This window comes from Siminovitchia terrae, from assembly GCF_003605405.2.
In the GTDB taxonomy this organism is placed as follows: domain Bacteria; phylum Bacillota; class Bacilli; order Bacillales; family Bacillaceae_C; genus Siminovitchia; species Siminovitchia terrae.
Window position 1 is genome coordinate 43,016 of the sequence record NZ_QYTW02000029.1, and the last position, 24,191, is coordinate 67,206.

The following is a 24,191-nucleotide window of genomic DNA, read 5'->3' on the forward strand; positions in this document are numbered from 1 at the left end:
ATCTGATGAAAGAGAGGCAACTTTGTGATGAAGGCAACAGGAATAGTTCGTCGTATTGATGATCTGGGAAGAGTAGTGATACCTAAAGAAATTCGAAGGACACTCAGGATTCGGGAAGGAGATCCACTTGAAATTTTTGTGGACCGTGAAGGAGAAGTCATACTTAAAAAATATTCCCCGATTAATGAATTGGGTGATTTTGCAAAAGAATATGGTGAAGCATTGTTTGACAGTCTCGGCAGCTCTGTCTTAATTTGTGACAGGGATGCGGTAATAGCTGTGGCCGGCAGCTCGAAAAAGGATTACATGAATAAAAATAACAGTGAAATGATTGAGCAGGCTATGGCGAACAGAGCGTCTAAGCTGGAAACTACCACTGGTACCTTGGCTCTTGTAGAGGGTGTAGAGGAAGAGATTGCTTCTTATGCGATTGCACCTATCATTGCAAGCGGTGATCCTATCGGCGCGGTTGTCATTTTTTCCAAAGATAAGACCATCGGGGAAGTTGAGCAAAAGTCGGCTGAAACCGCGGCAAGCTTTTTGGCCAGGCAAATGGAATCTTGAACTAATATTTTTAAAAAAGGAACGGGCTTGGCTTTTTTGCCAGGCCCGATTTCATTTTATAAAGTAAATGCCTAACTTTGATGTATTAACGCAAGCGAAGCGTCGCATCCCAAGCTCACCGACGCTACAGGACGGCAATAGGATCAAGTCCGATACTGTGGTGACTGAGGAACGGTCTTCGTACAATTCGCCATGCTCTCTTAAAAGGATTTTGGCGATATTTTGGGAATATATCAAATCATCAAGCGAAATTTGATATTATCGCTTGGATTCTGTTTTAGCGACCACTCGTCGACTAATCCATATATGGTATAATTGCTTCCGGATGAAATTATGCAGAAAGGCGAGGGAGAGCTTGCCGGATGATTCACGACAATTGATGAAAGGCGCTGTCATTTTGACGTTAGCAGCTTTCATCATTAAGATTTTAAGCGCGGTATACCGCGTCCCTTTTCAAAATATTGTAGGTGACACAGGCTTTTACATATATCAGCAGGTATATCCGTTGTATGGCATCGCTTCTGTCCTAGCGGCTTCCGGCTTTCCGGTGATCATTTCGAGAATTGTAGCGAAAAAAGTTGCTGAAAACGAAGAGGGGCAAGCGGATTTGCAGCGGATATTACAAACAATATTTATTGTACTGTTCATTGTTGGAGTCAGTTTGTTCCTGTTTGTATTTTTCGGTGCCAAAGCAATTGCCGGCTGGATGGGAGACCCATTACTTGCACCTGTTGTCCAAGTTATTGCTTTTCCATTTTTGCTATTACCATTTCTTTCGGTATGGAGAGGGGTTTTTCAGGGAAGTGGAAATATGGCTCCGACCGCGGTCAGTCAGGTCACGGAGCAGTTCATCAGGGTGGCTGCCATCTTAATCATCTCCTATTTTCTCGTTAACAAAGGCTTCTCTCTCTATGAAACAGGGCGCGGAGCCTGGACAGGAGCAGTTGTTGGCGGGTTGGCAGGTCTTGTTATAATGAGTAGTTACGTGCGGAAAACAGGGTTAAATGTGTTTTCTTTTCAACGCCTTTCTATACGGGAATTACTGTCTGTAGGAAAAATAGTAGTTTTCTATGGGACGGCCATTTGCTTTAGTGGTCTTCTTTTAATTTTGTTCCAATTGGTCGATTCGTTGAACTTGTACACGCTTCTTGTACAATCAGGCTGGCAAATGGAAGAGGCGAAGTCATTGAAAGGCGTTTTCGATCGCGGGCAGCCGCTTATTCAGCTTGGTACAGTTGCGGCGACTTCGATGTCGCTGGCGCTTATTCCAGCAGTGACGACAGCCTGGACGCAAGGGAATACAGAAATTCTTCAGAAGAAAGTGATGACAACCTTGAAGGTAAGCCTGGCTGTCGGTTTGGGGGCGGCTGTTGGGCTGATGAATATCATCAAGCCGACTAACATCATGCTTTTTAAAAATGCAGATGGTTCAGGAGTTCTGGCTGTTTTGGCCTCGGCTATTTTGTTAGCTTCGATTATTATCACTTTATCGGGGGTTCTACAGGGACTTGGCCAAATGATGGCACCGGCTAAATATATATTGTTGGGAACCGTGTGCAAGTATTTCGGAAATCTTGTCCTCGTCCCTATGTTTGGGTTGGCAGGTGCTGCTTGGGCGACAGTCATTGGTTTGCTCGTAGTTTGCCTGTTAATTATGTTGAAATTGAATAGTTATTTTCCCATTCGGTCCGTTCTTTGGCATTCATTTCCCCGCCTTACATCAGCGGCGGTTGCGATGACCATTGTTTTGCAGATATGGCTGTTCGTTCTTAATCAGCTGGGCATGCAGGGGCGTCTTTTCAATGCGATTGTTGCTTTGACAGGTGTGGTCATTGGGGGGCTTGCCTATCTTGTAGTCATGATGCAAATGAACTTGTTTACAGAAGAGGAAATCAGCCATGTTCCATATTATTCCAAGCTTAAAAGATTCATTAGAATTGGACAAAAAGAAAGGAGGCAAAAGTGATGAACAATATTCGAGTGGCGGGATTGGGTGCAGGAGATCTGAACCAGCTTCCCCTTGGCATCTATAAACTATTGAAAGAGACAGATCATTTATTTTTAAGGACAAAGGAGCACCCAGTGATCAAACAACTGGAAGAAGAAGGGGTTTCCTACCATTCCTTTGACGATATATATGAAAAGCACGATCAATTCGAGGCGGTGTATGAAGAAATTACGGAGTTGCTGCTTGAGGAAGCAACTAAAAGAGACATTGTTTATGCGGTGCCCGGTCATCCGCTGATTGCCGAAAAAACGGTCCAACTCTTATTGGAAAGAAGTGCTGCTCGCGGAATTAATGTAACGGTTGAGGGGGGACACAGCTTTCTGGATGCTTTGTTCACCGCCGTTCGCTTAGATCCTATTGACGGTTTTCAACTACTGGATGGGACAATGATGAAGCGGGAGGATATACAAATCTCACAGCACGTTATCATTGCACAAGTATATGACCAAATGGTTGCGTCAGATGTCAAGCTCACATTGATGGAAAAATATCCGGACGATTATGAAATCACCGTTGTGACAGCAGCGGGAAGTTCTAACGAGAAGATCAGGACTATTCCATTGTATGAATTGGATAGACAGCCTTTTTTGGATAATTTAACAAGTGTATATGTTCCTCCGGTTATATCAAGGGAGCTTTCTTTAAAAGAGTTTTCCACATTGAGGGAGGTTATTGCTGATCTGCGTGGACCAGAAGGGTGTCCTTGGGACAAAAAGCAGACGCACCTCTCTTTGAAAAAATATTTGATAGAAGAGTCATATGAGCTGCTTGATGCCATAGACCGCGATAACATTGACGACATGATCGAAGAGCTTGGGGATGTACTGCTGCAGGTAATGCTTCATACACAAATCGGCGAGGATGAGGGCATGTTTTCTATCGAAGATGTGCTCGAGGGCATTTCGAGAAAAATGATTCGCAGGCATCCTCATGTATTTGGAGAAACAAAAGCGGAAAATGCAGATGAAGTCGTTGTCAACTGGGAACAGATCAAAGCGAAAGAAAAAGGGAAGCAAATAAACAGTGGCTCACTTCTTGACCAAATCGAAAAGGGGCTTCCGGCTTTGCTTCGCGCTTATGAAGTTCAAAAGTCTGCAGCGAAGGTAGGCTTTGACTGGGACAATGCGGGAGAAGCCATGGAAAAAGTAAAAGAGGAGACAAAGGAATTTGAGGAAGTGCTGGCGAAACAAGAAAAGAGGCGCCAATTAGAGGAAGTGGGGGACCTTCTTTTTGCAGTCGTTAATGTGGCTCGTCTTGCTAAAATCCATCCTGAGGAGGCATTGCAGGCAACCAATGAGAAGTTTTATAGACGGTTCGCTTTCATCGAGGAGGAAGTAAGGAAAAGTGGGCGGCCATTTGATGATTTTTCACTTGAGGAATTAGATCTGTATTGGAATGAAGCAAAAAAACAAGGAAAATAGAAGGTGAATAAAGTGGCAACGATGCGGCTGGATAAATTTTTAAAAGTGTCACGGCTAATTAAAAGACGGCCTCTTGCCAAGGAAGTTGCGGACAAGGGGAGAATTTCAATCAACGGCCAGCAGGCGAAGGCAAGCTCTAATGTGAAAGTAGGGGATGAGCTGTCCATTCGCTTTGGCCAAAAAATTGTCACGGTCAAAGTGGAAGAACTTCAGGATTCCACGAAGAAAGAAGACGCGGCCAATATGTACCGCCTGTTGAAGGAAGAGCGGATAGAGGAAGAATAATGACAGAAAATCGGGTGCGGATTGGAAGCACTCGATTTTTTATTTATGAGAAAAGGGGCTGATATGGATGTTACACACGATGATTTTATTTGTATTAGCGGGGATTGCCGAGGTTGGCGGAGGCTACTTGATCTGGCTTTGGCTACGGGAGGGACGGCCGTTGTATTGGGGTGTTCTAGGGGGAACGGCTTTGGCCCTCTACGGTGTTATTGCCACCTTTCAGGCATTTCCAACATTTGGACGTGTATATGCGGCATACGGAGGTGTGTTTATCATTTTATCCATCTTATGGGGGTGGGGAATCGATAAAAAGACACCTGATCTATATGATTGGGCAGGCGCCAGTATCTGTTTGATCGGTGTGGCAGTGATTCTTTTTGGTCCGCGGAATTAGATGTGTAAGGGCTTGTTCTATTCGCTTCCCTCGAGACATAAATATGTATAAAATCCGTGCGAAAAAGAGGGATGAAGATGAGCCAATATTACGATCCAAATCAAGCTGGAAAAGGAACTGTGCCTGATCATGATCTGGTGATGCGGGGCCGCAGGTTAATTGATATTACGGGTGTAAAGCAGGTAGAAAGCTTTGATAATGAGGAATTCTTACTTGAAACTGTCATGGGATTTCTGGCAATCCGGGGCCACAGCTTGCAAATGAAAAATCTGGATGTTGATAAAGGCATCGTTTCTATCAAAGGGAAAGTCTATGATATTGTTTACCTCGATGATCATGATGGAGGGAAAGCTAAAGGGTTCTTTGGCAAGTTGTTCAAATGAGTCTTCCTGTCCAATTTTATACGCTGCTTGCCATGATTGGAATGGGAAGCCTCTTTGGTGCTACGCTTGATACGTACCAGCGGTTTTTAAAACGGGGAAAGAGAAAAAGATGGATTGTCTTCTTGAATGATCTCCTGTTCTGGTTCATACAAGGGATCCTCATCTTTTACGTTCTTTTTTTGGTCAATTCCGGGGAGGTGCGATTTTATCTTTTTTTGGCACTCCTATGCGGTTTTTCGGCTTATCAGGCCCTTTTTAAACAAATTTATCTGAAGCTGCTGGAATCACTGATCCAATTGGTTAGAGCCATAGCCAGATTCATATACAGGACGGCTTATTTATTGGTGTACAAGCCTTTCAAAGGATTGTACCTTTTGATCATTGCTATTATTCTTTATGTATACGGCCTCTTATTGTCTCTTGTAAAAATTGTCTGGATAATGGTAAAATGGTTGGTAAAGACTGTTTTTAAGCCATTTGTATGGATGTTGAACAAGGTCATCCCTGAATCAGTGAAATTATTTGTTGCCCAATTGCGAAAAACAATAGCAGGATATTTAAAAGGTAGCAAGAATATAATCATCAAAGCTTTGAATTTTTTTCGAAAAAAGAGATAGGAGGCTTATGGATGGGTGTTAAGCCAAAAAACACTGTTACACTGGAAAATAAATATTTGATGGAACAAGAGGCTTCTGCACGTTCGGCAGTCAGAAGACGGAAACTATTGGTCCGACGCCTGTCCGTTTTCCTCGTATTCACCATTGTAATTTGCACTTTGCTGATTTCAACCCTAGTTTCAAGGGAGTCTGCCTTGGAAGCAAAGAAAGAAGAGAAAGCTCTGGCGGAAGCAAAGTTGGCCAAACTCGAGAAGAAGCAATTGATGCTTGAAAACGAGATTTTAAAACTAAATGATGATGAATATATTGCGAAGCTTGCCAGAAGTGAATATTTCCTCTCTGATAAAGGTGAAATCATTTTTAACATTCCAAAAGAAAAAGAAAAGGATTAAAAGGGCTCATATTGACACTTTTTTTTTTATTTCGCTATAATATAAAGTAAGGTTTATTTTTGTAAACACTTTAAGGAGGATAAATTTTTTTATGTCGATTGAAGTAGGCAGCAAGGTACAAGGTAAGGTTACAGGCATCACTCATTTTGGGGCGTTTGTTGAGTTGCCCGGGGGCTCGACAGGACTTGTTCACATTAGTGAAGTAGCCGACAATTATGTTAAAGATATCAATGAGCACCTAAAAGTTGGCGAAGAAGTACTTGTAAAGGTCTTAAATGTTGAGAAGGATGGGAAAATTGGGCTTTCAATCCGCAAAGCCAAAGATCAGCCTCCTTCCCGTTCAAGACAAGGAAGAGCGAACGATTTTCGCCCAAAAGAAAGTTTCGAGCAAAAGATGAATCGCTTCTTGAAAGAAAGCGAAGATCGGTTGTCATCTTTAAAGCGCCATACCGAGTCTAAACGAGGTGGACGTGGCTCCAAGAGAGGTTAACTTGCTGTCTCTTTAACGTATAGACCAGACGGTCCTGACGAGGTAAAGAAAAGCATACCACCGGACTTATTCCATATGAAGAGCAAAAAGCGAAAGAACGATGAAAAAGTTCTTTCGCTTTTTTTTTGAAGATAAGAAAGTTTTTTAGGTTTAACAATTTGAACAAAGTGCTTTGTTGTCCAGCTCCAGCGCTTATCGACTAGCAGACTTCGCGACAATGTGTTCCTGCGGCGCAGCGTATTCGAAGATGTTAACCTCACCTCGTCACAAAGCTGCACGAATCTTACTCAAAGAAGCTTCTCAGTGGTAATCCGGTAAGGTGCTTTCCTACGATAAGTCAACATCGGCTCTGACATACAGGAAGTACTAGTCCAAGCGAAGCGACAGGATGTCGCGTCCTGAGCCTGTCAGCGCTTGTTGCCCCTAAACGCCGTCTTCCACTTTTTCAGCTCAGTCTGTACGTCGATGACAGGGCGCTTTCGCTTTTCTTTTACTTGTCAAAAATCTTTCCTCTGATGAATCCTTCCCTTTTGAGCCCTTTCGACGCTCCTTTTCCCTGCTCGACTTTCCTGGTTTATAGCTTATCTTATTGCCCGAATTAGTCGAACGAAACTTGGGCACACACCCTTTAAAGTGACAAAGTTTTAGGATATGCCCCTTTATAATGGGAACCAATTATTTATTTGCGGGGAGAGATGAAAAATGGAAAAGGGAGATCAAAGTATCGTCGAATCCGTCGGGACTGCAAATTTGCAAGGGACAGACCTTGATTTTTCAACAGGATTAAAGAGGCTCCAGCAGAAAGTAGAGTATTTGTTTTTTCAAAAAGGGCTTGCACTGCTGATTGTTAGCATTTTGCTTGGACGAGCATTGATCTTGTCGCAATTGACTCCGTTCGCTTTGCCATTTTTTGCAGCTATTTTTATGACAAAAAGAAAAAACGCTCCTCTGGTGTTGTTTGGCCTGTTGGCGGGTTCTCTGACCATATCCATAGGAAATACTTTATTTATTTTTTCCGTCTGCGCTATTTTTCTTGTAAGCTTTCGCTTGCTGGAAAGGCTGCACACCATGCCCATTAAAGCCATGCCTTATTATGTATTCTTTATTTCCCTCTTTACCAAGTGCCTTTTCATATATGCTGGAAATGGACAGGTTTTTACAAACTATGATGCTCTCATGGCGGCGGTGGAAGCTGGCCTATCGTTGGTTCTTGTCTTTATCTTCATTCAAAGCACCCCTTTCCTGACGGCAGGAAAAAGAGCGAAGGCGTTAAAGGCGGAGGAGGTCATCAGCTTAATTATCATGCTGGCATCCGTCATGACGGGCACGATCGGATGGGCCATATATGGCTTGTCCATTGAACATATTTTATCCAGGTATCTAGTAATCTTATTTGCTTTTACAGCCGGTGCCACTGTCGGTTCTACCGTTGGCGTTGTGACAGGGCTTATTTTTAGCCTTGCGAGCATGTCCAGCTTTTTTCAAATGAGCCTGCTTGCGTTTGCCGGATTGCTAGGGGGGCTGCTTAAAGAAGGAAAACGGGTCGGAACTGCGGTAGGTCTTCTTGTAGCTACTTTGCTAGTTGGTATATATGGAGAGGAAAATGGAGTCCTGGCATTGACTATGTATGAATCATTTGCCGCTGTTATCCTCTTATTCCTTACTCCGTATTCATTGATAGAAAAACTTGCACGACATATTCCAGGCACGGCCGAATATGTACAGGATCAGCAGCAATATGCAAGAAAAGTCCGTGACATCACTGTTCGGAGAGTGGAACAGTTTTCTTCTGTTTTTGAAGCGCTTTCGGACAGCTTCTCTGAACCGGAAAAATGGAAGGATTCCGTTGATGACGAACAAGAATTTGATCTGTTTTTGAGCAATGTTACTGAAAAAACCTGCCAGATGTGTTTCAGAAAAGACAAATGCTGGGGAGAGCACTTTGATAAAACATATGACCTAATGAAAAATATTATGCATGAAATAGATGAAGAATCAGGGGTGCTTCCGAGACCGGTTTGCCTCCAACTGGAAAAACATTGCAACAGGGCAGGAGCCGTGAAGAATGTCATTCATCAGGAATTGGCAGTTTACCAGGCTAACCAAAAGTTGAAACGTCAGGTGCAGGAAAGCAGGAAACTTGTGGCGGAACAGCTTTTAGGTGTTTCTGAAGTAATGGGAGACTTTGCTAGAGAAATTAAGCGCGAACAGAATAACCATCACAAACAGGAAGAAATGCTACTGGATGCCCTTCAAGATTTTGGAATTGATATTGAATATGTGGAAATTTACAACCTGGAAGCTGGTAGTATTGATATTGATGTGATGATTCCGGATTGGTACGGAAATGGGGAATGCGAAAAACTGATTGCTCCGCTCATTTCGGACATCATGGGCGAAACAGTTGTTGTTCAAAACAAGGAAGATGCCGAATTTGCAAATGGGTATCATTACGTGACCATGCGATCCGCCAAAGCCTATGTGGTTGAGACAGGGGTAGCCCACGCAGCAAAAGGGGGAGGCTTTCTTTCAGGCGATAGCTATTCAACAATTGAACTGGGGGGAGGGAAATTTGCACTTGCTATAAGCGATGGTATGGGTAACGGAGAGAGGGCTCATAGAGAAAGCAATGAAACATTGAAGCTTTTACAAAAGATTCTCCAGTCAGGCATTGAGGAAAAGGTAGCTATAAAATCGATCAATTCTGTCTTATCTTTAAGGACTGACGATGAAATTTTCTCTACCCTGGACTTAGCCATGATTGATTTGCAAACGATTGAAGCCAAGTTTCTAAAAATAGGATCTACACCGAGTTTTATCAAACGGGGGAATAAAATTAAAAAAATCGAGACGAGTAACTTGCCAATCGGAATATTGGAGGAATTTGACTTTGATGTTGTCACGGAGCAGCTTCGGGATGGAGATTTGATTATCATGATGAGTGACGGCATATTTGAAGGGCCAAAGCATGTGGAGAATTATGAATTGTGGATGAAAAGAAAGCTGAAAGAGCTACAGACAAGTGATCCACAGGCTATTTCCGACCTCATCATGGAGGAGGTGATCCGAACTCGTTCAGGTGTAATACAAGATGATATGACGATCGTAACGGCAGAAATAAAGCGGAACACGCCAAAATGGGCTGCAATCCCTGTTAGAAATAAAGCATCTAGGTTGTCTGGAGCAAGCTAGTTCAAGATTGGGGTCAGACCCCGGTATAAAAACCTCCTGATCCGGCGAGGATGATAGCATATCAGACGGCTGTGGCCGTGGACGGAAATGGAGGAAATGAATGTGAAAAAAGGCACGTTAAAACAAATTTTACTTATTACAGATGGATGCTCTAATCAGGGGGAAGATCCGGTAGCCATGGCATCTCTGGCACAGGAAAAAGGCATTACCGTTAATGTGATTGGCGTGTTGGAAAATGATGCAATAGATGAAAAAGGGATGGCAGAAATCGAAGGAATTGCAATGGCTGGTGGCGGAATCAGTCAAATTGTTTATGCGCAAGCATTGTCTGAAACCGTTCAGATGGTTACAAGGAAAGCGATGACGCAGACCTTGCAAGGTGTTGTGAATCGGGAGCTGCGGCAAATTTTGGGAAGTGATACATCCCTTGAAGAGCTTCCTCCTGACCAGAGGGGAGAAGTGATGGAGGTGGTGGATGAACTGGGCGAAACATCTGACTTAGAAGTTCTGGTTCTGATCGATACAAGCGCCAGTATGAAATTCAAGCTGCCGACCGTTCAGGAGGCGCTCCTTGATTTGTCTCTAAGTTTGAATGCGCGTTCAGGGAAAAATTCTTTTTCTATTTATGTTTTCCCTGGCAAGCGAGAGGAAGTGAGCAGGCTGCTGGATTGGACGCCTCAGCTTGATAAGCTGACCAGTATTTTTCCGAAACTGGCTGCAGGCGGGGTTACACCTACAGGGCCAGCACTTCGTGAAGCTGTTGCTTCTTTCGAAAAAAACCGCTCATTAAGGGGGCTTTTTCTGCGAGATGAAGAACAATTCCTGGATGAAACAATGTAACTTTTCGCTGGGGACTGTTGTGGATGGTAAATGGCACGGACAGCGTTATACCATTATCAGGAAACTGGGCAGTGGGGCTAACGGTGTTGTATACCTTGCGAAAGGAAAAGATGGTAATGTTGCGTTAAAAATGAGCGATGACAGTATGTCCATCATATCGGAAGTAAATGTGCTCAAAGCTTTTTCGAAGGTCCAAGGGCCAGTCCTTGGACCTTCTTTGTTGAATGTGGATGATTGGGAAAAAGGAAACCGAAAGCCGATCCCCTTTTATGTAATGGAGTATATTGAAGGGGATGACTTGCTCACCTTTATTCGTCACAAAGGTCGACATTGGGCAGGAATATTGATTGTGCAACTGTTGGATATTTTGGAGCAGATGCATAGGCAGGGCTGGGTTTTTGGTGATCTGAAGCCTGAAAATCTAATAGTATCTCCTCTCAGGACAAGGATTCGCTGCATTGATGTAGGGGGAACAACAAAAAAAGGGCGTTCAATCAAAGAATTTACGGAGTTTTTCGACAGAGGCTATTGGGGACTGGGTTCTAGAAAGGCGGAGTCTTCCTACGATATCTTTTCAACAGCGATGCTCATGATCAATGTATATTATCCTAGCATGTTTACACGAAAAGGGAACGGGCTGGCCCAATTAAAGGAAATGATTAAAAGGGAGCCGGAGCTTCACAGGTTTGAACCTGAGTTGCTTAAAGCACTTGAAGGGAAATACCAAAATGCTGGAGAGATGAAAAACGAATTGCTTAGAAAGCTCTCTATTCGGAATTCCAGGTCCCAAATACACTCAATGAAAAAGCGGAAAAGCCAGGGAAAAAAGAGCTCGATGCGTGAGACAGCGGGCGTTCTGATGATTACGTCATTTTTGTACGGATTATACATATATTTATTTTTATTATAGAGGGAAGTTTCGTGAGGTTCCATTGTGAAAATGGTAAACTAATGGATATAAATAGCATTTTTATTTATAAGAGGAAGTTCAAAAGGTCACTAAAATGATAGGCTGTAAATTTCCGCTGTTTCTGTTTTGCCTCGATCTTCTTGCTTCTGGATTTGACAATTTTTTGAACACGTACTATACAAGTAGGGGAATAGATGACCTGATGTTGGACTTTGAGAGAAAGACATTAAACTTTATTAAAAGACACGGGCTACTAAACCGTGGAGAACTTGTCCTGGCTGCTGTGTCCGGAGGACCGGATTCGATGGCCATGCTTGATTTTTTGTTAAAAAGACAGGGGATTTTCGACATTAATTTAGCGGTGGTCCATGTAGACCATATGCTTCGTGGGAAGGAATCTGCTCAGGATCTGGAATACGTAAAAGCCTACTGTAAGCAGAATGGACTGGAATTGAAGGCATCTTCCATCGATATCAAAAAGAAAATGGAGATGGGGAATAAAGGGATGCAGGAGACCGCAAGGGAGTATCGTTACCGTTTTTTTGAGACTGTCATGAAGGAACTTGGTGCTGATAAGCTTGCTGTTGCGCAGCATGCAGATGACCAAATGGAAACGATCCTCATGCGCTTAACGAGGGGGAGCAGCGGCAAGTCGCGTGCTGGAATCCAGTCGACCAGGCGATTTGGCAACGGAGAATTGATCCGCCCGCTTCTCGGAGTGACGAAAAAGGAAATCGAAGGATACTGCGCTTTTCACCAATTGAAGCCCAGAATTGATCCCAGCAATGAACAGCCAGCCTACACAAGGAATCGTTTTCGAATGGATGTGCTGCCGGTCCTCAAACGAGAAAATCAACAAGTTCATGAACATTTTCAGCGATTCAGCGAAGAGTTACTGGAAGATGAAGCTTATTTGGAAATGCTGGCCGAACGCGAAATCAAGGCGGTAACCGATTTTGAAAAAGGAAAAATTCGGCTGGATATCCGTTCTTTTTTACAAATGCCTTTGCCTTTACAAAGAAGGGGGATTCATCTAATATTAAGCTATCTTTATAAGAAAAATATAACCCATGTAACTGCTTGGCATGCTGGATTGATCGGGAAGCTACTGCAAGGGGAAAACCCTTCAGGAAAGCTGAATCTCCCCCTTGGATTAAACGTCATCCGTTCTTATGGTCATTGTGTTTTTACGTTTGAGGAAACGAAACTGGCACAAGATTATGAATATGAAATCAGTGCTGGCCAGGAAATCCTCCTTCCGAATGGAGGGACGGTCCGTATGGAAAATACATCGGGTGCTTTTGCAGGCGGCGATGAAGATTTTATCCTTTTGAAGGCACAAGATTTAAATCTGCCGCTTATTGTACGGACCCGAAGGCCAGGAGACCGGATCATGGCCAAAGGATTGGAAGGAACGAAAAAATTAAAAGATTTATTCATTGATGAAAAAATCCCCAGATTCCAGCGGGACAGCTGGCCGGTTATAACCGACCAGCGAAATCAGATACTGTGGGTTCCAGGATTAAAAAAATCCTTATACGACGTAGGACCTCAAGGCCATGGACGATATATATTGTACTACAGAACCTCTGGAGGGCAGCAAAGCCAATGAAAAACGACATTGAAAGAGTATTGATTACGGAAAAGGAAATTGATGAAAAAATCCGAGAGTTTGGTGCTCAACTCACGGAGGAATACGACGGCCGTTTTCCACTTGTCATTGGTGTATTAAAAGGAGCCATGCCATTCATGGCAGATCTTCTGAAAAGGGTCGATACTTATTTGGAAATGGATTTTATGGATGTTTCGAGTTACGGTATGTCCACAACCTCTTCCGGAGAAGTGAAAATCTTAAAGGATTTGAATACGCCTGTTGAAGGTAGGGACATTTTGATTATTGAGGATATCATTGACAGTGGCGTCACGCTGAGTTATCTTGTGGAGTTATTCCGCTACAGGAAAGCAAAATCGATTAAAATAGTGACATTGCTTGATAAACCGGAAGGAAGAAAAGCAGATGTGAAAGCCGACTATGTGGGTTTTGTTGTTCCAAATGCTTTTGTTGTAGGCTATGGGCTCGATTATGCGGAGAAGTACCGGAACCTTCCTTATATAGGGGTTTTGAAACCAGAGGTATATGGCAATAATGACAACTAATGAATGAGAAGCAAAATTGCAATGGAGATTTGTTGTAAAGTCCGAAATGACTATGATACTATTGAATATAGTTTTTTGACCGTGGGAGGAGGCTAGGGATGAACCGGATCTTTAGAAACACAATCTTTTATTTACTTATTTTTCTCGTTCTCATCGGGATTGTCAGTTGGTTCAACAATACCAATGAAACGACAAATAATATAACGTATAAAAAGTTTATCACACACTTGGAAAATGGCGATATCAAAGAATTTTCCATACAGCCTGAAAGAGGCGTCTATGAAGTCGTCGGCCAGTTGAAAAACGCCAAAGAAGGCGAGCGTTTCATAACATATGTGATGAACAACCCGGCAATGCTTGACCGGATTGATGCTGCTGCATCTGAGGTTGAAGTTATGCCGGCAAAAGAAACAAGTGGCTGGGTGTCTTTCTTTACAACTATCATCCCATTTATCATCATCTTTATTTTATTTTTCTTCTTGCTCAATCAGGCACAAGGTGGCGGAAGCCGTGTCATGAACTTTGGAAAAAGCAAAGCGAAGCTTTATAGCGAGGAGAAGAAGAAAGTCCGCTTTAAGGATGTAGCGGGTGCTGATGAAGAGAAGCAGGAATTGGTGGAAGTAGTAGACTTTTTGAAAGACCCAAGGAAGTTCTCTGATCTAGGGGCACGGATTCCGAAGGGGATTCTGCTTGTTGGACCACCAGGAACAGGTAAAACCTTGCTTGCGCGAGCGGTTGCCGGGGAAGCGGGTGTTCCGTTCTTCTCAATCAGTGGTTCCGACTTTGTTGAAATGTTTGTAGGTGTCGGTGCGTCCAGGGTTCGTGATTTATTTGAAAATGCGAAAAAAAATGCGCCGTGTATGATTTTTATTGATGAAATTGATGCTGTCGGCCGCCAACGTGGCGCCGGTCTTGGTGGGGGACACGACGAGCGGGAACAGACATTGAACCAGTTGCTCGTTGAAATGGATGGATTTGGTGAAAACGAAGGTATTATCATCATTGCAGCCACCAACCGCCCGGACATCCTTGACCCGGCTTTATTACGCCCAGGCCGTTTTGACCGTCAAATTACGGTTGACCGCCCGGATGTCAACGGAAGGGAAGCAGTTCTTAGGGTTCATGCGAGAAACAAACCGCTTGATGGTTCGGTTGACCTTAAAGCAATTGCTATGAGGACACCAGGATTCTCAGGTGCTGACCTAGAAAATCTGTTAAACGAAGCGGCGTTGATTGCAGCCCGCCGAAATAAAAAGACGATTGATATGACTGACGTCGATGAAGCGACAGATAGGGTTATTGCAGGGCCTGCCAAGAAAAGCAGGGTTATTTCTGAAAAAGAAAGAAATATTGTTGCCTATCATGAAGGCGGACATACTGTCATTGGATTGGTTCTTGATGAGGCTGACGTTGTTCATAAGGTGACAATTGTTCCAAGGGGGCAGGCAGGCGGTTATGCCGTCATGCTTCCTAAAGAAGACCGCTACTTTATGACGAAGCCGGAGCTACTTGATAAAATCACAGGTTTGCTTGGTGGTCGGGTAGCGGAAGAAATTACTTTTGGAGAAGTGTCTACCGGAGCTCATAATGACTTCCAGCGTGCAACGAATATTGCCCGTAAGATGGTGACCGAATACGGAATGAGCGATAAACTTGGCCCGCTTCAATTCGGCCAGGCGCAAGGCGGCCAAGTATTCCTTGGCAGAGATTTGCATAATGAGCAAAACTACTCAGATGCCATTGCTTTTGAAATAGACCAGGAAATCCAGCGTATTATTAAAGAATGTTATGCACGTGCAAAAGAGATTTTGACGAAGCATCGTGACAAGCTGGAACTAATTGCCCAAACCTTGTTGGATGTGGAAACTTTGGATGCTGAACAAATTAGAAGCCTGTTCGATACCGGAAAGCTGCCGGACCGCTCTGTAGTGTCTTTGACTTCAGGTGACGAAGACCGTGAAGAGCCCAAAGTGACACTTCAATCTAAGGAAGAGGAAAGCGATCCATTAGCTATTGATGAACAGCGTCCAGAAGATCCGCTTAATCCTCCTGAAAAATTAGGGCCGACAAAGCCTTCCGATCCAAAAGATTCGGACTCGGATCATAGAGATTAGACTATACGAAGACACTGATATATATCAGTGTCTTTTTTCTTCAGTGAAAAAAGTATAAAATTAGACTAAGTTTTCGGCAACGTCTATCGAGTAGCAACTTCGCGTCCCTCCCACAATAAGTCAACATCGGTTCCGACGGACAGGACGTCCTAGTGCCACCGAAGCCACAGAATGTGGCGGCTTGAGGAGGCCAGGCGCCATCGGCTCAAGGTCACAAGTCAAATTGCTGTGGTGGCTGTGGAACTGCCTCCTCGCAATTCGCCTTGTGCTTTTCGCCTAAGGCTGCGCGCCTTTCGCTTTTCTTATTTAGGCCGAAGGGCTTTAATGGTATGATGTGTGAAGAATACAGTCTTGTAAAAGTTGGTGAGAAGATTGATTTTTGTTTTGGATGTAGGAAATACAAATACTGTTCTCGGTGTTTATGACAATGATTATTTAAAATATCATTGGCGAATTGAAACAAACCGGCATAAAACCGAAGATGAATATGGTATGGTGATTAAATCTCTTTTTGAGCATGTGGGGATTCGTTTTGACCATATTAACGGAATCATCATTTCTTCAGTTGTCCCCCCAATCATGTTTACAATGGAAAAAATGTGTAAAAAGTATTTTAAAGTAAAGCCTTTGGTTGTAGGGCCTGGGATTAAGACAGGATTGAATATAAAATATGAAAATCCCCGCGAAGTTGGGGCGGACCGGATCGTGAATGCAGTAGGGGGAGTCCACGAGTATGGTAGTCCGCTGATCATCGTGGACTTTGGAACTGCGACCACTTTTTGTTATATCAATGAACAAGCCGAATATACGGGCGGTGTGATAGCTCCGGGAATCGGCATTTCGACAGAGGCACTGTACTCCAAAGCCGCCAAGCTTCCACGGATTGAAATCACACATGTAGATGAAATCATCGGTAAAAATACAGTGGCGGCCATGCAGGCGGGAATTTTATTTGGATTTGTGGGACAAGTTGAGGGAATTGTTAACAGGATATTTGAGAAGAGTAAAAAGAAACCGACTGTTATTGCTACTGGCGGATTAGCTAACCTGATTTCATCAGAAACGGAAATGATTGATATTGTTGACCATGACCTAACGTTAAAAGGCCTGCATTTAATCTATAAAAGAAATATTTCAAATTAAGAGGGTGTACTGTGATGAGTGATTATTTGGTTAAGGCTTTGGCCTTTGATAAACAAGTGCGTGCATATGCGGTTAATAGCACGGAAACTGTTGGGGAAGCTCAACGTAGACATCAAACTTGGCCGACAGCGTCGGCGGCCCTAGGAAGGGCGATGACAGCGAGCGTTATGATGGGCGCTATGTTAAAAGGAGAGGAAAAACTGACCGTAAAGGTGGAAGGCGATGGCCCAATTGGAGCAATTATTGTTGATTCTGATGCGAAAGGGCATGTGCGCGGTTATGTATCCAATCCACAGGTCCATTTTGACTTGAATGAAAAAGGTAAGCTTGATGTGCGGCGTGCTGTGGGAACAAACGGTACAGTGTCTGTTGTGAAAGATATTGGTCTCAGAGAAAACTTTTCTGGACAGGTGCCAATTGTCTCTGGAGAGTTGGGAGAAGATTTCACCTACTATTTTGCCGTGTCTGAACAAACTCCTTCTTCCGTAGGTGTAGGAGTGCTGGTAAATCCCGATAATTCCATTCTTGCGGCCGGAGGCTTTATCATACAATTGATGCCGGGAACTGATGAAGAGACGATCAGCAAAATTGAGGAGAGTATTAACAAGACTCCGCCTGTTTCAAAAATGATCCAAGACGGGCTGTCGCCGGAAGAGATCCTCTATCAACTGCTTGGCGAAGAAAATGTCCGGATCATTGAAAACATGCCGGTGGAATTCCAATGCACTTGTTCCAAAGAACGATTTGGCCGAGCGATTATGAGCCTGGGCAAGTCCGAAATCCAAGAAATGATTACGGAAGATGGACAGGCAGATACCCAATGCCATTTCTGTAATGCAGAATATCATTTTACAAAAGAAGAGCTGGAAGAAATTTTGGAAGAGGCCAAAATGGCGTAGGTTCTTTTTACTAAAAACTTTTATAGAAATCCCTACTTATAGGGATATTTCCGTTGACAGAGAGGTCGCGACGTGGTAGGTTTAAATAAACCAATAAAACTACTCGGAATTAGAGGTGGAGGAAAAATGTCACGAATTGCAAACTCGATTACGGATTTAATTGGCAATACCCCGATTGTAAAACTAAACCGATTGGTTGATGAGGACAGTGCTGAAGTTTATTTAAAGCTTGAATACATGAACCCAGGAAGTAGCGTAAAGGATCGTATTGCTTTGGCGATGATTGAAGCTGCTGAAAAAGAAGGGAAATTGAAAGAAGGCGACACGCTGATCGAGCCAACAAGCGGAAATACGGGAATCGGCCTTGCGATGGTGGCTGCTGCCAAGGGATACCGTGCGGTTCTTGTCATGCCTGATACGATGAGTATGGAAAGGCGTAACCTTTTGCGTGCCTACGGTGCGGAGTTGGTCTTGACTCCTGGTGCGGAAGGGATGAACGGTGCGATTAAAAAAGCCAATGAATTGGCACAAGAACACGGTTATTTCTTGCCTCAGCAATTTGAAAATAGTGCAAATCCGAAAATTCACAGTGAGACAACAGGTAAAGAGATTGTTGAACAAATGGGCGACCAACTTGATGCTTTCATAGCCGGAATCGGTACAGGAGGAACGATTACCGGTGCTGGTGAAGTGCTAAGGGAGAAGTATCCTGATATTAAAATCTATGCCGTTGAGCCGAAGGATTCCCCTGTATTATCTGGAGGCAAGCCAGGACCTCATAAAATTCAGGGCATTGGAGCAGGATTTGTTCCAAAAGTATTAAATACAGACATTTATGACGAAGTCATTACAGTAGCGAATGAAGATGCATTCGAAACAGCAAGAAAAGCATCCAGAGCGGAAGGTGTGCTTGGTGGTATCTCTTCTGGTGCTGCTATCAGTGCAGCACTATCCGTTGCCAAAAAGCTCGGCAAAGGCAAAAAGGTTTTAGCCATCATTCCAAGCAACGGTGAGCGTTACCTCAGTACCCCACTCTACCAATTTGAAGATTAAAGAAAAGCGCAAGGCGACGGCTAGCGACGTAAAGACCAGAGCTCTGAGTGGAACCAAGCTCAGATAGATTGTCACTAGTGAATTCTAAAGACAAGTCCAAATAAGGGCTTGTCTTTTATTTTTCAATTGGGCGGGAAAGAGTTAAACTAAAAAGACGATGAAATGAGAGAATGTAGGTGAGTTGAGTAATGATGATCCGTTGTGGTAAGTACACACTTGATTGTGATCAAAAAACATTGATTATGGGAATTCTGAATGTCACACCCGACTCCTTTTCTGATGGCGGGCGCTTTAATGCTTTGAACCATGCAGTTGAACATGCAAAGGAAATGGTAAAAGAGGGGGCTGATATCATCGACATTGGGGGCGAATCTACACGTCCCGGTCATGAGCCAGTCTCGGCTGGGGAAGAGATTGACAGGGTGCTTCCGGTGATTCAAGAAATTGCGCAGGCTGTCCAAGCTCCGATTTCTATCGATACATATAAAGCGAAAACAGCTGAAGCCGCAGTGATGGCGGGTGCGCATATCATCAACGATATATGGGGAGCAAAGAAAGATCCTGAGATAGCGGCCGTAGCGGCCGAACAGGATGTTCCGATTGTTTTAATGCATAACAGGGATAACCGTGACTATACAAATTTTATCCGTGATGTATTGAATGATTTATATGAAAGCATTTCTATTGCTAAAAAAGCGGGAGTTCCGGATGACAACATCATCCTTGATCCCGGAATTGGATTTGCCAAGGACTATCGTGAAAATCTCATGATGATGAGAAACCTGGATAAACTTGTCGGGCTTGGGTATTCGGTATTGCTTGGAACCTCCCGCAAGCGGGTGATTGGAACTGCACTTGATCTTTCTGTGGAGGAGCGAATGGAAGGAACGGGCGCTACTGTTTGTTATGGAATTCAGCAGGGATGTCATATCATGCGTGTCCATGATGTTAAAGAAATAAGCCGCATGGCAGCCATGATGGATGTTCTTTTAGAAAAGGGGGAGGAAAGTGGATAAAATCTACCTGAATGAAATGGATTTTTACGGAAATCATGGCGTCTTTCCGGAAGAAGCTGTACTTGGGCAGCGTTTTCGGGTGAATGTCGTGATGGAAACGGACCTGCGGGCAGCCGGGCGATCGGATAATCTGGAAAAAACAATCAACTATGCAGACGTTTATACGCTCTGTAAAGAAATCGTTGAAGGTAAAAGATTCAATCTTGTCGAAGCTGTTGCTGAAAATATTGCAGATGACATTTTGGACCGGTTTGAATCCGTCGAGCGGGTCCACGTGAAAGTGATCAAACCGAATCCGCCAATCAATGGGATTTATGATTCCGTAGCTGTTGAGATTACGAGGGGGCGCCATGAATAATTTTGCCTTTTTATCACTTGGCTCTAATATCGGTGACAGGGAAAAGTGGCTGAAAGAAGCAGTAAGGGAGCTGATGCAGACAGCGGGGATTCAGGTTGAAAAAGTGTCTTCCATTTATGAAACGGACCCAGTGGGCTATACCGACCAGGATCTTTTTTTAAATATAGCTGTAAAAATTACCACCTTATTATCCGCTCATGAACTTTTAACTCGATGTCTTCAGATTGAACAACGACTGGGGAGGGTAAGGGAATTCAGGAATGGTCCCAGAAAAATCGACCTTGACATTTTATTATATAATAACGAAAATATTGAGGTGGAGGACTTGCAAATTCCTCACCCTCGAATGACTGAACGTGCATTTGTCCTTGTTCCGTTATTGGAGATTGATGGAAAAGTGAGGCTTCCGGAACAAAATGTTTCTTTGGTTGATGTGTTAAACGAAATACCTGATAAAGAAGGTGTTCGGTTATGGAAACAGATAAATGGGGAAGGCGGATCCGGGCTTTTCGAAAGCTAAAGGGCCGTACTCAAGAAGGTCTGGCAAGAGAAATTGGAATATCCGTTTCAGTTTTGGGAGAAATTGAACGGGGAAGCCGTCTCCCGTCAGAGCAGATGCTCAAACAAATTTCCGATGTGCTCAAAATTTCTGTTGAGGAATTGACCCCGCCGGATGAGTAAGATAAATAAAACTCTCGGAAGGAGGAAGAATCAATATGCTTAAAATTGGCGATATCGAAATGAAGAATCAGGTTGTCCTGGCCCCGATGGCCGGTATTTGCAACTCTGCATTTCGTTTGACTGTAAAGGAATTTGGCGCTGGCCTTGTATGTGCGGAGATGATCAGCGATAAAGGCATCGTTTATAAAAATGAAAAAACAATGAATCTGCTTTATATCGATGAACGTGAAAAGCCACTGTCATTGCAAATTTTTGGCGGTGAAAGAGAGACGCTTGTTAAAGCTGCCAAATTTGTCGATCAAAATACCAATGCGGATATCATCGACATTAATATGGGCTGTCCGGTGAATAAAATTATCCGCTGTGAAGCGGGCGCAAGGTGGCTGCTGGAACCGGAAAAAATCTATGATATGGTTTCTGCTGTAGTTGATGCTGTGAACAAGCCAGTTACAGTAAAAATGCGGATTGGTTGGGACGATGAACATATTTTTGCTGTGGAGAATGCGCAGGCAGTAGAGCGGGCAGGCGGTTCCGCAGTATCGATGCACGGTCGAACACGAGTTCAAATGTATGAGGGCCATGCCAACTGGGATATCATCCGTGAAGTGAAGCAGTCTCTGAATATTCCTTTGATCGGAAACGGTGATGTTAAGACTCCTCAAGACGCAAAACGGATGCTGGATCAAACAGGTGTTGATGGTGTCATGATTGGACGGGCGGCGCTTGGCAATCCATGGATGATCTATCAGACAGTTAAATACTTGGAAACTGGGGAACTAACAGGTGAACCGACTGTTAGAGAAAAAATGGATGTCTGTAAGCTGCATCTGGACCGTTTAATCGCTTTGAAAGGTGAAAATATCGCAGTTCGCGAGATGCGTAAACATGCTGCATGGTATTTAAAAGGCATTCACGGAAACGGAAAGATCAGGAATGCCATCAATGAATGCACGACAAGGAATGAAATAGTCGGATTGCTTGACAGCCTCGTGGAAGAAACTGTTCTCAGTGAAAGAAAAGCGGGATAATAAAAAGATGTTTCGTTCTGCCATTAGCTGGCAGTTTTTTTTATAGAAGGATGCCTAGTTCCCTAATTTTAGGTACAATATGAAGATGAGGTATGGCTTTATTATGAGATTGGAGTGGAAAAAATGAGTCAGGAAGAGTTGAATGATCAACTTCAGGTAAGGCGCGACAAAATGATATCTTTGCGGGAAAGCGGGTTTGATCCGTTTGGGAAACGGTTTGAACGTACAGATTTGACAAAAGATATTAAAGATAAATATGAAGTGAAAACAAAAGAAGAGCTTGAGGAACTGAACCAGTCTGTTACGATTGCTGGACGTATCATGACAAAGCGCGGAAAAGGAAAAGCAGGCTTTGCCCATATTCAGGATTTGGCAGGCCAAATCCAAATATATGTCCGCCAGGATGCAGTAGGCGAGGAACAGTATAATATTTTTAAAACGGTTGATCTTGGGGATATAGTTGGTTTAACGGGGACTATTTTCAAAACCAAGGTGGGTGAGCTGTCCATAAAAGCGAATGAATTTACTCTACTTTCGAAGGCACTGCGCCCACTTCCGGAAAAGTTTCATGGGCTGAAAGACGTTGAGCAGCGTTATCGTCAACGTTATCTTGACCTAATTACCAATGAAGTCAGCAGGGAAACTTTTATCGCACGAAGCAAAATCATCCAATCCATGCGTCGCTATTTGGATGGACAAGGCTTCTTGGAAGTTGAAACACCTATGCTTCATGCAATCGCAGGTGGGGCGGCTGCTCGTCCTTTCATTACGCATCATAATGCGTTGGACACACAGTTCTATATGAGAATTGCAATTGAGTTGCACCTAAAACGATTGATTGTTGGTGGACTTGAAAAAGTATACGAGATCGGCCGGGTTTTCAGAAATGAAGGGATCTCAACAAGGCACAACCCTGAATTTACAATGATGGAATTGTATGAAGCCTATGCGGACTTCAATGATATTATGGAACTTACTGAAAATATGATTGCCTTTATCGCTAAGGAAGTGTATGGCACAACTTCTGTTCAGTATGGTGAATATGAAGTGAATCTGGAGCCGAAGTGGCGTCGTCTTCATATGGTAGATGCTGTAAAAGAACATACAGGCGTGGATTTTTGGAAAAAAATGTCCGATGAGGAAGCTATCCAGCTTGCCAAAGAACATAATATCGAAATTACGGAACATATGACATATGGACATATTGTCAATGAATTCTTCGAACAAGTTGTTGAAGAAAAACTCATTCAGCCTACATTCATTTATGGACATCCGGTAGAGATTTCTCCGCTTGCTAAGAAGAATGATGACGACCCAAGATTTACAGATCGATTCGAACTATTTATTGTTGGCCGTGAGCATGCAAATGCATTTACAGAATTAAATGACCCAATTGATCAGAGGGAAAGATTCGAAGCTCAACTGGAAGAAAGAGAGCAAGGGAATGACGAAGCGCATGAAATGGACGAGGATTTTATCGAAGCGCTGGAATATGGAATGCCTCCAACAGGTGGATTGGGCATCGGGATCGACCGTCTAGTCATGCTGTTGACAAACTCTCCTTCCATAAGAGACGTACTACTATTTCCGCTCATGAGACAAAAGGATTGATTACCGGAACCCTGCCGTTTTGGCAAGGGTTCTTTTTGTTGTGCGGGCACAGTCCCGAACTGTGAAGGCAGAAGTAGCAGCTAACAACGCCGATGTAAATAGAAAGCCCATCCTGACCTAATTATTGAGAATAAGCTCAAGCTGAAAGTAAATATCAGCAATTGATCATCCGTGAACTATGAAGTTCCTCACGGAAGGATCAAATACTATCGATAGCATACAGTAACTATTGGATAAAGCGGATATTTTGGTGGACAGTCCGAACATATTTACTGGGATTGACTCGTGGATGAAAAAGATGACCTAGGTGTTGTGGAAGTAATAGAAGAACTCAGATATCTCGTTATGAATCGTTACTTCACTTTTATTTATGAAATAAAAAATAAAAAACTATTGCACGCAAAATAAAAAGGTGTTATATTAAATATCGTTGCTCGTTAAGAGGGCAACCAAGCAATAAAAAAAGTTTTTTAAAAAAGTGTTGACTTAGAAATGGTTAACATGATATATTAAGAAAGTCGCCTCAAACGAGATTGAAAAAACAATTTTAAAAAGTTGTTGACAATCAAGGGAGAACGCGATATAATAGAAAAGCTGCTCGAGAGAGCAACTTAAAGTTTGATCTTTGAAAACTG

General features: G+C 43.3%; 24 protein-coding genes. All 24 read left to right on the plus strand.

Going from position 1 to position 24,191, the window contains the following annotated elements; all coding sequences use genetic code 11:
* Nucleotides 1-27: 27 nt before the first annotated feature.
* The 24 genes from spoVT to lysS all read left to right on the plus strand — a co-directional run bounded on the left by spoVT (nucleotide 28) and on the right by lysS (nucleotide 23,556).
* Nucleotides 28-564, plus strand: a complete 537-nt coding sequence (gene spoVT, locus D5F11_RS21200) for a stage V sporulation protein T (protein ID WP_120118133.1) — start codon at nucleotides 28-30, stop codon at nucleotides 562-564.
* Nucleotides 565-919: 355 nt separating this feature from the next.
* The gene (locus tag D5F11_RS21205; RefSeq protein ID WP_185830833.1) at nucleotides 920-2,530 is read left to right on the plus strand and encodes a putative polysaccharide biosynthesis protein; all 1,611 of its coding nucleotides are present in this window, start codon (nucleotides 920-922) and stop codon (nucleotides 2,528-2,530) included.
* Complete coding sequence (yabN, locus tag D5F11_RS21210) at nucleotides 2,530-3,993, plus strand: bifunctional methyltransferase/pyrophosphohydrolase YabN (protein WP_120118108.1); 1,464 nt, start codon at nucleotides 2,530-2,532, stop codon at nucleotides 3,991-3,993. Before D5F11_RS21205 ends, yabN begins: the two co-directional genes overlap by 1 nt.
* Before the next feature lie 21 nt (nucleotides 3,994-4,014).
* On the plus strand, nucleotides 4,015-4,278 hold the full coding sequence (locus tag D5F11_RS21215) for an RNA-binding S4 domain-containing protein (RefSeq protein WP_120118134.1): 264 nt from the start codon (nucleotides 4,015-4,017) through the stop codon (nucleotides 4,276-4,278).
* 67 nt (nucleotides 4,279-4,345) lie between these two features.
* Nucleotides 4,346-4,672 carry a YnfA family protein gene (locus D5F11_RS21220; RefSeq protein ID WP_120118109.1) on the plus strand — a complete coding sequence of 109 codons (327 nt, stop codon included), beginning with the start codon at nucleotides 4,346-4,348 and terminating at the stop codon, nucleotides 4,670-4,672.
* A 77-nt stretch (nucleotides 4,673-4,749) separates the two neighbouring features.
* Nucleotides 4,750-5,055 (plus strand): sporulation protein YabP, encoded by a 306-nt coding sequence (gene yabP, locus D5F11_RS21225; RefSeq protein ID WP_120075636.1) that lies wholly within the window; start codon nucleotides 4,750-4,752, stop codon nucleotides 5,053-5,055.
* Complete coding sequence (gene yabQ, locus D5F11_RS21230; RefSeq protein ID WP_120118110.1) at nucleotides 5,052-5,672, plus strand: spore cortex biosynthesis protein YabQ; 621 nt, start codon at nucleotides 5,052-5,054, stop codon at nucleotides 5,670-5,672. The genes yabP and yabQ overlap by 4 nt, the downstream gene beginning before the upstream one ends.
* A gap of 11 nt (nucleotides 5,673-5,683) precedes the next feature.
* On the plus strand, nucleotides 5,684-6,064 hold the full coding sequence (locus tag D5F11_RS21235) for an FtsB family cell division protein (protein WP_120118111.1): 381 nt from the start codon (nucleotides 5,684-5,686) through the stop codon (nucleotides 6,062-6,064).
* Nucleotides 6,065-6,155: 91 nt separating this feature from the next.
* Entirely contained in the window at nucleotides 6,156-6,554 is a 399-nt protein-coding gene (locus D5F11_RS21240) for a S1 domain-containing RNA-binding protein (protein ID WP_120118112.1), read from the plus strand.
* A gap of 702 nt (nucleotides 6,555-7,256) precedes the next feature.
* Nucleotides 7,257-9,746 (plus strand): stage II sporulation protein E, encoded by a 2,490-nt coding sequence (gene spoIIE / locus D5F11_RS21245; RefSeq protein WP_120118113.1) that lies wholly within the window; start codon nucleotides 7,257-7,259, stop codon nucleotides 9,744-9,746.
* 102 nt (nucleotides 9,747-9,848) lie between these two features.
* A complete protein-coding gene (locus tag D5F11_RS21250) occupies nucleotides 9,849-10,586 on the plus strand; it encodes a vWA domain-containing protein (RefSeq protein WP_120118114.1) in 738 nt (245 codons plus the stop codon).
* Nucleotides 10,555-11,496, plus strand: coding sequence for a serine/threonine protein kinase (locus D5F11_RS21255; protein ID WP_120118115.1), 942 nt, complete (start codon nucleotides 10,555-10,557; stop codon nucleotides 11,494-11,496). The genes D5F11_RS21250 and D5F11_RS21255 overlap by 32 nt, the downstream gene beginning before the upstream one ends.
* Nucleotides 11,497-11,590: 94 nt before the next feature.
* Entirely contained in the window at nucleotides 11,591-13,108 is a 1,518-nt protein-coding gene (gene tilS / locus D5F11_RS21260; RefSeq protein WP_245998282.1) for a tRNA lysidine(34) synthetase TilS, read from the plus strand.
* Nucleotides 13,105-13,653 carry a hypoxanthine phosphoribosyltransferase gene (gene hpt, locus D5F11_RS21265; protein ID WP_120118117.1) on the plus strand — a complete coding sequence of 183 codons (549 nt, stop codon included), beginning with the start codon at nucleotides 13,105-13,107 and terminating at the stop codon, nucleotides 13,651-13,653. Before tilS ends, hpt begins: the two co-directional genes overlap by 4 nt.
* A 98-nt stretch (nucleotides 13,654-13,751) precedes the next feature.
* Nucleotides 13,752-15,767, plus strand: coding sequence for an ATP-dependent zinc metalloprotease FtsH (ftsH, locus tag D5F11_RS21270; RefSeq protein ID WP_120118118.1), 2,016 nt, complete (start codon nucleotides 13,752-13,754; stop codon nucleotides 15,765-15,767).
* Nucleotides 15,768-16,139: 372 nt separating this feature from the next.
* Complete coding sequence (locus D5F11_RS21275; RefSeq protein ID WP_120118119.1) at nucleotides 16,140-16,910, plus strand: type III pantothenate kinase; 771 nt, start codon at nucleotides 16,140-16,142, stop codon at nucleotides 16,908-16,910.
* Nucleotides 16,911-16,924: 14 nt separating this feature from the next.
* On the plus strand, nucleotides 16,925-17,809 hold the full coding sequence (gene hslO, locus D5F11_RS21280) for an Hsp33 family molecular chaperone HslO (protein ID WP_120118120.1): 885 nt from the start codon (nucleotides 16,925-16,927) through the stop codon (nucleotides 17,807-17,809).
* A 126-nt stretch (nucleotides 17,810-17,935) separates the two neighbouring features.
* Entirely contained in the window at nucleotides 17,936-18,862 is a 927-nt protein-coding gene (gene cysK, locus D5F11_RS21285) for a cysteine synthase A (protein WP_120118121.1), read from the plus strand.
* Between the two features lie 188 nt (nucleotides 18,863-19,050).
* Nucleotides 19,051-19,878 carry a dihydropteroate synthase gene (folP, locus tag D5F11_RS21290; RefSeq protein ID WP_120118122.1) on the plus strand — a complete coding sequence of 276 codons (828 nt, stop codon included), beginning with the start codon at nucleotides 19,051-19,053 and terminating at the stop codon, nucleotides 19,876-19,878.
* On the plus strand, nucleotides 19,871-20,236 hold the full coding sequence (gene folB, locus D5F11_RS21295) for a dihydroneopterin aldolase (RefSeq protein WP_120118123.1): 366 nt from the start codon (nucleotides 19,871-19,873) through the stop codon (nucleotides 20,234-20,236). The genes folP and folB overlap by 8 nt, the downstream gene beginning before the upstream one ends.
* On the plus strand, nucleotides 20,229-20,756 hold the full coding sequence (folK, locus tag D5F11_RS21300) for a 2-amino-4-hydroxy-6-hydroxymethyldihydropteridine diphosphokinase (protein WP_120118124.1): 528 nt from the start codon (nucleotides 20,229-20,231) through the stop codon (nucleotides 20,754-20,756). The genes folB and folK overlap by 8 nt, the downstream gene beginning before the upstream one ends.
* Nucleotides 20,708-20,917, plus strand: coding sequence for a helix-turn-helix domain-containing protein (locus D5F11_RS21305; protein ID WP_120118125.1), 210 nt, complete (start codon nucleotides 20,708-20,710; stop codon nucleotides 20,915-20,917). The genes folK and D5F11_RS21305 overlap by 49 nt, the downstream gene beginning before the upstream one ends.
* A 35-nt stretch (nucleotides 20,918-20,952) precedes the next feature.
* Entirely contained in the window at nucleotides 20,953-21,945 is a 993-nt protein-coding gene (dusB, locus tag D5F11_RS21310; RefSeq protein WP_120118126.1) for a tRNA dihydrouridine synthase DusB, read from the plus strand.
* Nucleotides 21,946-22,068: 123 nt separating this feature from the next.
* The gene (lysS, locus tag D5F11_RS21315) at nucleotides 22,069-23,556 is read left to right on the plus strand and encodes a lysine--tRNA ligase (RefSeq protein ID WP_120118127.1); all 1,488 of its coding nucleotides are present in this window, start codon (nucleotides 22,069-22,071) and stop codon (nucleotides 23,554-23,556) included.
* The last annotated feature ends 635 nt before the right edge of the window (nucleotides 23,557-24,191 follow it).

Coding starts and splice junctions, on each gene's coding strand:
- D5F11_RS21235 (WP_120118111.1), top strand. CDS start 5,684: ATGGGTGTTAAGCCAAAAAACACTGTTACACTGGAAAATAAATATTTG.
- cysK (WP_120118121.1), top strand. CDS start 17,936: ATGTCACGAATTGCAAACTCGATTACGGATTTAATTGGCAATACCCCG.
- D5F11_RS21255 (WP_120118115.1), top strand. CDS start 10,555: ATGAAGAACAATTCCTGGATGAAACAATGTAACTTTTCGCTGGGGACT.
- D5F11_RS21220 (WP_120118109.1), top strand. CDS start 4,346: ATGTTACACACGATGATTTTATTTGTATTAGCGGGGATTGCCGAGGTT.
- yabP (WP_120075636.1), top strand. CDS start 4,750: ATGAGCCAATATTACGATCCAAATCAAGCTGGAAAAGGAACTGTGCCT.
- D5F11_RS21215 (WP_120118134.1), top strand. CDS start 4,015: ATGCGGCTGGATAAATTTTTAAAAGTGTCACGGCTAATTAAAAGACGG.
- dusB (WP_120118126.1), top strand. CDS start 20,953: ATGCTTAAAATTGGCGATATCGAAATGAAGAATCAGGTTGTCCTGGCC.
- hpt (WP_120118117.1), top strand. CDS start 13,105: ATGAAAAACGACATTGAAAGAGTATTGATTACGGAAAAGGAAATTGAT.
- yabN (WP_120118108.1), top strand. CDS start 2,530: ATGAACAATATTCGAGTGGCGGGATTGGGTGCAGGAGATCTGAACCAG.
- D5F11_RS21305 (WP_120118125.1), top strand. CDS start 20,708: ATGGAAACAGATAAATGGGGAAGGCGGATCCGGGCTTTTCGAAAGCTA.
- D5F11_RS21240 (WP_120118112.1), top strand. CDS start 6,156: ATGTCGATTGAAGTAGGCAGCAAGGTACAAGGTAAGGTTACAGGCATC.
- spoIIE (WP_120118113.1), top strand. CDS start 7,257: ATGGAAAAGGGAGATCAAAGTATCGTCGAATCCGTCGGGACTGCAAAT.
- tilS (WP_245998282.1), top strand. CDS start 11,591: ATGATAGGCTGTAAATTTCCGCTGTTTCTGTTTTGCCTCGATCTTCTT.
- spoVT (WP_120118133.1), top strand. CDS start 28: ATGAAGGCAACAGGAATAGTTCGTCGTATTGATGATCTGGGAAGAGTA.
- ftsH (WP_120118118.1), top strand. CDS start 13,752: ATGAACCGGATCTTTAGAAACACAATCTTTTATTTACTTATTTTTCTC.
- lysS (WP_120118127.1), top strand. CDS start 22,069: ATGAGTCAGGAAGAGTTGAATGATCAACTTCAGGTAAGGCGCGACAAA.
- hslO (WP_120118120.1), top strand. CDS start 16,925: ATGAGTGATTATTTGGTTAAGGCTTTGGCCTTTGATAAACAAGTGCGT.
- folK (WP_120118124.1), top strand. CDS start 20,229: ATGAATAATTTTGCCTTTTTATCACTTGGCTCTAATATCGGTGACAGG.
- folP (WP_120118122.1), top strand. CDS start 19,051: ATGATGATCCGTTGTGGTAAGTACACACTTGATTGTGATCAAAAAACA.
- yabQ (WP_120118110.1), top strand. CDS start 5,052: ATGAGTCTTCCTGTCCAATTTTATACGCTGCTTGCCATGATTGGAATG.